Source organism: Rhodococcus sp. USK10 (assembly GCF_019378875.1).
Lineage (GTDB): Bacteria > Actinomycetota > Actinomycetes > Mycobacteriales > Mycobacteriaceae > Rhodococcus_F > Rhodococcus_F pseudokoreensis.
The window spans coordinates 494,061-503,135 of sequence record NZ_CP076047.1; the positions used below are offsets into that span (position 1 = coordinate 494,061).

Annotated in this window: 7 protein-coding genes; 5 read left to right on the forward strand and 2 right to left on the reverse strand. The window is 57.4% G+C overall.

Going from position 1 to position 9,075, the window contains the following annotated elements; genetic code table 11:
- The first annotated feature begins 3 nt into the window (after positions 1–3).
- The 5 genes from I1A62_RS02965 (at position 4) to I1A62_RS02985 (ending at position 6,343) form a co-directional block, all read left to right on the forward strand.
- Positions 4–1,281, forward strand: coding sequence for a hypothetical protein (locus I1A62_RS02965; protein ID WP_219453985.1), 1,278 nt, complete (start codon positions 4–6; stop codon positions 1,279–1,281).
- A complete protein-coding gene (locus tag I1A62_RS02970) occupies positions 1,265–2,521 on the forward strand; it encodes a polysaccharide pyruvyl transferase family protein (RefSeq protein WP_219453987.1) in 1,257 nt (418 codons plus the stop codon). Before I1A62_RS02965 ends, I1A62_RS02970 begins: the two co-directional genes overlap by 17 nt.
- Before the next feature lie 43 nt (positions 2,522–2,564).
- Positions 2,565–3,887, forward strand: coding sequence for a UDP-glucose/GDP-mannose dehydrogenase family protein (locus I1A62_RS02975; protein ID WP_219453989.1), 1,323 nt, complete (start codon positions 2,565–2,567; stop codon positions 3,885–3,887).
- 370 nt (positions 3,888–4,257) lie between these two features.
- Complete coding sequence (locus I1A62_RS02980) at positions 4,258–4,953, forward strand: hypothetical protein (protein ID WP_219453991.1); 696 nt, start codon at positions 4,258–4,260, stop codon at positions 4,951–4,953.
- 832 nt (positions 4,954–5,785) lie between these two features.
- The gene (locus I1A62_RS02985; RefSeq protein WP_219453992.1) at positions 5,786–6,343 is read left to right on the forward strand and encodes a YdcF family protein; all 558 of its coding nucleotides are present in this window, start codon (positions 5,786–5,788) and stop codon (positions 6,341–6,343) included.
- 409 nt (positions 6,344–6,752) lie between these two features.
- On the opposite strand, the gene I1A62_RS47015 is transcribed toward I1A62_RS02985, so the two are convergent.
- Both I1A62_RS47015 and I1A62_RS02995 read right to left on the reverse strand, forming a co-directional pair.
- Positions 6,753–7,178: a CrcB family protein gene (locus I1A62_RS47015; RefSeq protein WP_374710667.1), complete on the reverse strand. Its 426-nt coding sequence runs from the start codon at positions 7,176–7,178 to the stop codon at positions 6,753–6,755.
- A 7-nt stretch (positions 7,179–7,185) separates the two neighbouring features.
- Positions 7,186–9,042, reverse strand: coding sequence for a DUF4012 domain-containing protein (locus tag I1A62_RS02995; RefSeq protein ID WP_219453996.1), 1,857 nt, complete (start codon positions 9,040–9,042; stop codon positions 7,186–7,188).
- Between the last annotated feature and the right edge of the window lie 33 nt (positions 9,043–9,075).

A 9,075-nucleotide genomic window follows, 5' to 3' on the forward strand; every position in this document is an offset into this window, starting at 1 on the left:
CGGGTGGTTTCGTTGCGCGTAATTGCAAAGATGGCTAGCGCGAGTCGCATTATAGGATGGTCGGCGGCGGCTCAGATCGCCTCCAACGCTTCGAATTTTGTGTTCACGGTGCTTGTTGCCCGTACCGTTGACACACATTATCTTGGTATGTTCGCGACGTTAATGGTCGCCAGCAGTCTGGCGATTGGGATTGTTCGTGCGTTTAGCAGTGAGCCGTCAATTTTTAAGGAGTCTTCCGTTGCGGTTTTCACTGGGAAAGACCGGACCGCTGCGGTGCTGGGTTCCTCGATTGGCCTTGGCGTTATTTCTGGTCTAGGTGTCTTCGTTATTAGTTATGCCGTATCTGCAGATCCGGTTCTCAGTTCGGTATTCGGCACCGCTTCAGTCATGGCAGTTGTGCAGGACTCCGTTAGATTCGTCCTCGTTGATAATGCTAGGGCAAAGCTCGCCTTCTTCGCGGAGTCGATATGGATTCTTGTGCAGTTGCCCATAATGCTGTTGGTTCTGGAACGGCACTCGTTGTCCTGGCTTATCGTCGCGTGGGCGATAGGTGCTAGTAGCAGCGTCGTTTTTGGAATAATTGTATTGAAGCCGAGAGTTTCCCTGCGGCTGACCGTAAGTTGGTTGGGGAGGGTTCATCGCGTTGGGTTTCACTATCTCGCCGATTTTATCGTTAGCGGAGGCCTAACGCAGTTGGTCACGTTCGTAGTGGCAATTGCTGCAGGATTCCAAGCCGCAGGAGATCTGCGTGCCGCCCAGCTGCTGCTGACACCATTGAACATGTTTACCGTCAGTATGACGTTCGCACTCGCGCCGCAGGTATCTCGGCTTGCCGCTATTGGCGACCTTAAGCGATTGCGGCGCTTGCCATTCCAGTATGGATCGACAGTCGCGTTGATATCCATTCTCTGTGTGGTATTTGTCAGTCTTCTTCCCGACGTGGTGCTGAAAGGATTGATGGGCGAATCAATGCACGGCGGTCTCGAGGTGTTTCCATATGCAGCATTTGCGATGTGCATTATGGGAGTCGCAGTCGGACCGGGTCTTACTCTGCGCGCGGTTGGCAAGGTGCGAGCCTCAATGCTGATCAAGGCTGTGACTGCTCCGCTCACATTGGTCTTGGTCTGGTTCGGCGCGACGACCTCCCAGGCCGTAGGTTCCCAAGCCGGACTGGCGGCAGGGACGCTCATGCGAGCTACCGGTTCGCGGATGCTTATGACTCGCGCATTAACGGATTACGCCAACCAGCGGAAGGTTTTGGTCGATGAGAAAATCACTTAAGCATATCCTGAAATTGGCGGTGCGTACACCGGCGTTTGCGTATACCTATATCGCTGCTGATCGAATTGTAGCGGAGTTGTACTTTCTGAAGCGAGCAAACCGTGCGAATAGCCGGGTGTTTAATAGCTGTATTCTAGCGGCCCCAGGCGCGGGTAATATTGGCGATCAGGCGCTCCTCGAGTCGGCTTTGGACAACAGTTCAGGAAGGGTAGTTGTAGTAGTCCGTCGAATCGGCTCGACGCATATTCCTGAGAGGTTCCGTGCTCGGACCGACGTCGTATCTTTGCCAAACCTCGTCTATGGTAACCCGCTTGCTAGAGTGCGTGACCTTCTGGCATTTCTGCGTTTGGCTTCAAAATCTCGCCAAACATGGGTAGTTGGCGCTGATACTATGGACGGGGCGTACAACCCGCTGGCGTCGATCGCCAGGTTTTCGGCGGCGATTGCCGCGGCTAGGGCTGGCTCCGAAGCTCGTGTCCTCGGTTTCAGCTGGAACGGCGAGGCGGTTCCATCTTCAATTCAGAGCGCGAAGATCGCGGTGAGAAGCGTTCAGCTCCTTCTCCGAGACCCTCTTTCGGCTGAGCGAATTCGAGCGTCTGGTGTGCAACCCGTCAAGGACTGCGCCGATGTAGTGTTTGCCCGGCAGGGTGCGCCTGCGCAACCGCACGGTGTTCTCGAGTGGGTTCGAAGCCAGAGGGCGGGCGCGCGAATCGCAATAGTTAACGTCAGTGGGTTAATTTCCGGTTCACTTGATCAGACACCAGAATATGCCAAGTTTGTCTCCTATTTGAATGCTAGCGGATGGTCGATCGTGTTTCTCCCGCATGTGTCCCGGGTGGGGAATGACGATATCCAGTCGCTATCGTTATTGGCCTCCTCGGTAAACGTCTCGGATTTCTACCTCGTAGATGAGCTGCTCAGTCCCGATCAGGTGTACGAGCTTGTATCCTGTTCGCATCTAGTGCTTACAGGGCGAATGCACCTTGCGGTACTCTCTCTATTAGCAGGGACGTATCCGATTACCTTGGCGACTCAGGGCAAGGTGGAGGGTCTGTACCGAATTCTTGGAAAGCCGGAACTGTGTGTGATGCCAATTCCGGGCTTCGGGGACGAACTTGTTGAACGGTGTGGTGATTTGATTTCACATGGTCTGTTTGACCAGAGGGTCGACGACACAGTCATTGGCCATTTGAGAGATTCTTCCATCAAGAACTTTCCACCGGCAGTTGTCTTCAGCTGAAATTTATTGTAAGCGTGATTTCTCGACAAGGACGGGATAGTCAATGGCGCGTATGACTGTATTTGGTACCGGGTATCTCGGGGCTACCCACGCTGCTTGTATGGCGGAACTGGGACACGATGTCTTGGGAGTTGACGTTGACTCGTCCAAGCTTGCAAAGTTGGAAGCTGGGGTGGTCCCGTTCTACGAACCAGGTTTAGAAGCTGTGCTGCAGCGAAACCTCTCCGCAGGACGGCTGCGGTTCACGTCCTCCTATGAGGAGGCGGCGGCGTTTGCCGATATTCATTTTCTCGGGGTGGGGACTCCTCAGAAGAAAGGTGAGTTCGCCGCCGATCTTAGGTATGTAGATGCGGTTATAGAGCAGCTCGCGCCTTTGATTACGGGTCCTGCCGTCATCTTCGGGAAGTCGACTGTTCCTGTAGGAACTGCTCAGCGCCTGGGCGAGAGAGCCAGGTCGATCTCACCCGCGGGTGAAGAACTCGAACTCGCATGGAATCCGGAATTCCTCCGGGAGGGGTTCGCCGTACAGGACACACTGCATCCTGATCGTCTGGTGGTTGGCGTTGACCGGTGCGGACCGGGGCGTGGAGAGGTAGTCGCACGGGAAGTATATGCGGCCCTCTTGGCGGAGGATATTCCATTCCTTGTCACTGACTTGGCGACCGCGGAACTGGTGAAGACCTCGGCGAATGCTTTCTTGGCGACCAAGATCTCATTCATAAATGCTATCTCGGAGGTGTGTGAAGCTGCCGGAGCTGATGTCACTGTTCTGGCTGACGCAATCGGCCACGACGCTCGGATCGGTCGCAGATTTCTCAATGCGGGTATTGGTTTTGGCGGTGGCTGTCTTCCGAAGGATATCCGGGCTTTCATGGCGCGGGCAGGCGAACTCGGTGCCGACCAGGCACTAACCTTCTTGCGGGAGGTCGACAACATAAACATGCGTCGCAGGACTCGTATGGTTGAATTGGCGCGTGAAGCGTGCGGGTCGCTGTTAGGGGCAAGAGTCGCGGTCCTCGGTGCTGCCTTCAAGCCGGACTCCGATGACGTGCGTGACTCGCCAGCGTTGAATGTTGCTGGCCAGATTCAGCTGCAGGGCGCCGCGGTCACGGTATACGACCCGAAAGCAATGGAAAATTCTCAGGCGATATTCCCTACACTGAGTTACGCGGAAAATGCGCTCGCAGCGTGCGCTGGCGCGGACGTTGTTCTCGTTTTGACCGAATGGCCGGAGTTCCGGAAATTGCAGCCGGAAGATTTGGACGGTGTAGTTCGATCAAAGGTGTTGATCGATGGGCGTAACTGTCTCGATCCCGAACAGTGGAGAAATTGCGGTTGGACCTATCGTGGGTTAGGAAGGCCTTAGAAGTTCCGCCCGCAATGGGCGCATGGAGCGGGGGGGTCCAGGGTCGGTCTACTGACTATCAAGGTCAATTTTCTTCGGGTATTCGATCTGGCTGAGCGCGAGGCAGGCCACTGCATTGGGTAGACTGCCGTAACGCTCGGGTCGGTTGTGGCGAGAATGGGTCGTGTCGGTGAAGTCACACCTGAGAGGTTGCCCGGGGGGCCGCGGCTAACGGGGTGTTTCCTGAGTCAAACACTGAGCGCAAATAATGCATGTGTCTCCGTAGAGGCCTCGGCGTCACGCAAAATGCCCTTTATGTTTGGCAGAGAGACGGGAATGTATGAGACAGACTGTGAGCAGGAAAGTACTGGCCCTATCCACGATAGGGGCGGTGATCTTCGGTGCCATCATCCTGGGATTCACCTCAGAGGACTCTAAGGTGACGCCAAATATCGCCACTAGTGGCCGTGCTGGCGTTCAACTTGGCCCGGCACCGCTCACGGTCCATCGTCGGCAGAATGGCACCACGTTCGTTACGATCGTCGGGGATGCGCTGGCAGCTGGCCGCGGCGCCAGCAGCTTCGAAGAGGGGTTTCGACGGAAGGTTGTCGATGCCTTGAGAGTCGGAGGGCGAATTGATCCAGTTGTAACGGCACCACCCGAAGCACCGTTGTCTGCGATCGTCAGCGATGCGCCTATTCCTGAGCGCTCAAGTCTCGTTATCGTCGAGCTCGGGTCTCTCGAGCGAATCGAAACCCAGCAGCAAGAGGAGGAATTTCGTCAGCGGTACAGTGATCTCATCGCGAGGGTAAAAGTTTCCGCCCCTGCCGCCCCACTACTATGCCTGGGTGCCTGGCGGGATCAACAGGATGCTTTTATCATTGACGCAATCATTTATGATGCTTGCTCAACTGACCAGAATAAGTTTGTCCAATTGACGGACATCTTTGAGCGGGCAGGATCGCGCGGGCCAGCCGGTCGCCCCGCGTATCTTGGCGGTGGTATTGGCGACGTCTTTTACCCAAACGACGCGGGACACGAAGCCATTGCGCAACGTGTGCTGGACAGCCTGAGCATAGAAGGCTGACTTGCCTGATTAGTGGGGATACGCCATGTCTCCTGCAAGCTGTATTCCGAACCGATATCGGGGATAGTTATGGAATATTGATGGGTTGACGATGCGCGTGGTGCGGCGATCGTTCTATACACTGGCCACACGACGCTGCCGGTCTACCTGATGCACCGTCTGATTCATACGTTGCTCGTCGCCGACCTGCCAGAAGTCTCTGGTCGCGCAGCGAGTGTTGGTGGTGTGGTGGTGCCGATACTGTTGACGCCGCTGGTTACTGCGATCTGCATCGGATTTTACTGTGCCACGCGCGTTCCATATCTATATGATTCACCACCATTTCTTCGTGGAGTGTTCAGGGATCGGACGAAGTCGATTCGGAAGGCCGAGGACCTGACTGAGTAACCACTCCGGTCGGGCAACGCGCGGAGTTTCGTCAACACCCGGCAAACGACTACTGCTGATCTAAGAACGCGTTTGCTGTTGGCCGCGTGACTCATTCAGTTGTCCGTTGACGTATCGCGTCACCTACGACACGTTGATACGTACCTTATTTCGAGTAGAGTCAGTCGTGGAATTGGCTTCGGGCCGTGCTTGAGGTGTCGCTGCCAGGTTGGCGGGTTGATTATGTCGGAATCGTCCGTCGAGAGTGCCGGCTGCAGCCTGGTGCGGTATCGGGTCGCCTACATCGCTGGGTGCCGGTGTGAGCTGCTGCTTCATCTGCGAGGTGAGATAGGTGAGACTTCGAGCGGGCCCGACAGCGGTGGATTTCGCTAGGAACCCGTCACATTACGATGTCCTGGCCCGGTCTAAATCACTTGCACGGGTAGTCTTCGCTTACGCTGACCCCATGCGGCGGCTTAGAGGACTCTCGGTGGGACTCGCTATCTCGTGGTTGGTTCTGAGCGTCGTGATTGGTGTATGTGGTTATCCTCTGTTTAACCATTCGCGGATTGACCCTCTCCAACAGGTGGATGCGATTGTTGTACTCGGGGGGGACCAGGACGGTCGCGAAGCCTATGGGATCGATCTTGCGAGGAAAGGATTGTCGAGTAGTGTCGTGCTCTCCAACCCGTATTATCCTCCGAGTAAGTCGATGTTGAAGGCCTGTGCGACAGTCGACGAGAATTTCACTGTCACCTGTGTTCGCCCATCACCACCTACCACACGCGGGGAGGCGATGTTCACCCAAGAACTTGCGGAGCGAAACGGTTGGGACACAGTACTAGTGATTAGTTGGCGTTACCACCTGCCGCGTGCTCGATACGTCTTCTCGCAGTGTTTCGGTGGCAACACAGTCATGAGACCAGTTCCACGAGATTACGATTTTAGCCTCGCTGAATGGGAGTACACGTATTTCTACCAGCTTGCTGGCTTCGCAAAAGCCTTCTTTCAAGGTCCCTGCTAGGACATGGGTCTGCAGAGCTGGCGTCAGCCGAACCTCGCCCATGCGGTGGTGCCGAGTTCGCCGAGAATGTACCCAAGAATTGCCATAGAGATACCGGCGCCGACGATCCACGCTGCGCGACAGAGCGACCGGGCTATGGTTAACCCCTGAGCTGGACGGAGCGCACTGTCGGCTAGTGCTGTCAAAGGCGCAACTGAGCTGAGGACACCTAGCCCAACGAAAGCGTAACCATCCCCTGCTTTTCCAGATGCTGCTACAACCCCGAGCAGTCCGCACGCACATAACATGGCGTAACCCGAAACCCTGCGCGAGGTTGGGGAGATTTCAGCCGCGGCGAGGTAGTGGAGCAGGGCGCCGAACGCACCTCCGGCGGTTACCCACCACATGTATTCGAATGCGACTGGTGTAGTCACGGCGCACGTCTCTTAACGAGGGGGGTGCGGCGAAGGACGGTGACGGCGGATGCCCGGCCCGCCAATGCTGCAAGGATTGCTGCAATAGGTGTGAACGACAAGTAGAGCAAACCGAGCCACGGAGACGTGACTCTCACTCCTTGTACGACAAAATAGCTGAATGTTGTGAATCCTCCGAGCACACCGAACACGAAGAATGGATGCGCGATCGCGGCTGAACGGCTCTGCGCAACCAGTGTCGGTGCGATGCATACTCCGAAAAAGAAGCAACCCACCACATTGATCGCGAATGTGGTAATCGGAAATCCGGCGGTGTCGTCAGGCCACCACCGCCACAGTTGACACCGAAGCGCTGCACCGGCAGCGCCACCCGCTGCCACAGCCAGGGCTGTGGCAGCGGGTGGGCCGGGTTGTGAAACCACTGTCGAATCACCCGCAGTTCGGTACGTTCACCGTGATGATCGGATCATCCACCAGCGGCTGCACCGGTACTCGCGCCTCGCCGGGGGTGGCGGGCTCTGTCAGCTGGTATTTAATTTCCGTCGACTGGCCCTGCCTCACGGGAACCAGCACGTCGAACAGTGGGTGGCCCATTTCCTTGCCCGTCAGGAACACGGCCGGCTTGCCGTCCACCGTCACGTTCCGTAGCTGGGCGCCCTGTGTCGCCAGTAGTGACACAGCCGACACGTTGGTGCCTTTAGGCACGCCGAGGGTGTTGATGAACGTTCCCGCGACGTAGTCGGGGAAGTCGCCTGCCGGTGTGTTGTTCGTCAGCTTCACCGTCACGGTCGAGCGGCGGGTGTCGCCGGAGCAACTCTCAGCCGTGTAGTCGATCTCCCGGGTCGTGTGGTAGTCGAGCTTGCCGCCGGCCTGATTGTTGATGACTACCCCGGCGAATGGTGCCGCATCATCAGGAACGGTGTGACCAAGGAGGGTCCCGGCCAGAATTTCCTGTTCCTGAGGATGTGAGCTCCACACCGCGATACGGCGCTCACCGGCCGCCCGGCCGAGGGCGTCTAGAAGCTTCTGCGGGGATTTGATCTCTCCGGTCATCTTGTCGATCACGCGGGCTGCCACAGTCTGAAGATACTGTTTACGGGCGTTGTTATCGTCCGCAAACCGGACGTAGGCGGTTGACTCCGTCAGTTCCACCACGTTGTCGGCGTTGATCACCTCTCCGTCCGGCATTTTGACTGGGCCGATGGCGCCGAGCACATAGCTGAGGGCGATCGGGTCGGTGGCAATCGCACCGTCCACTTGCTCGCCTGATTCCTGGGCCCACATCGATTTCCAGATCTGCGCCGCGTAGGGAAAGTGTGAACTCAAGTTACTGTTACGGATGTCTGTGGTCGGTCGGCTCTGCCCGTACTGGGCGGCGAATTCCGGTCCCAGGTCCAACGGCGCTGCTGCACCGACAAGGTCCGAGTTTCGCCCTAGCGTGTCTACCCGTGCCACACCATCATTCGCACGAATGACCCCGTAGCCACCCAGCAGGCCGCCCGTTCCGCGCGCTTCGGCGTTGGTCTGGAAGGCCATGAAGTAGTTGCGGGGGCCGTCTGCGCCCAACATTGCGGGTGCCAGCTGCGCGGCAATTGCTGTATTTCCCAACAGCTTTGACAGCTCCGAAAGCTGGTCCTGTAGCTGGGTACGGGCATCGGAAACCGACGCCAGGTATGTGGGCTCGTCGATAGCCTGTGCCCGATCATTCCAACGTTGCGCGGCGGCGGCGGTCTGATCCAGTACGGGTGTTGCGTCCTCGAGGGGTTGCAGATTCACCTTGCCGCCGGAGGCGATGAGTTGGTTTGGCGCCAGTGAAGTTCCGGCTGCCACGGCCGGTGTGAGCACGTCCGACGTCAGGCCGCGCACCACTTCGGAGATCTGCTGCGATGTCTCGAGCGGGCTGCCCAGCCACGGAATGGCGGAAGCGATGCTCCATGGGACGTTGTGGGTGTAGTCGTACGCCTGGTTCGCGTACTTGTCGGCGTCGGCGGATGACCGCTCCGCGTCTTCTGTATTACCGTCCAGTAACGCGTTTTTCGCGAGCTGCGCGTGGTTGCGCGCTTCGTACAGATTTGCGCGTGCTTCCCTGGCTGAATAGCCGAGCCACAGACCCAGTGCTACCAGCACCAGCAAGGCCCCAAAACCGCCCGTGATCAGGGCACGCTTGCGCTTGTAGGACTTGCTACGGACATTGGTGCGCTTGCGGATACGACGAACCGAGGGCTCGCCCGCGGAAGTGCCAGACGCATCTGGTTTCTCGGCATCACCGCGGGAATGATCGTTCACGGATCGTGGCTCCTGTCATTGTGGTTGCGTGGA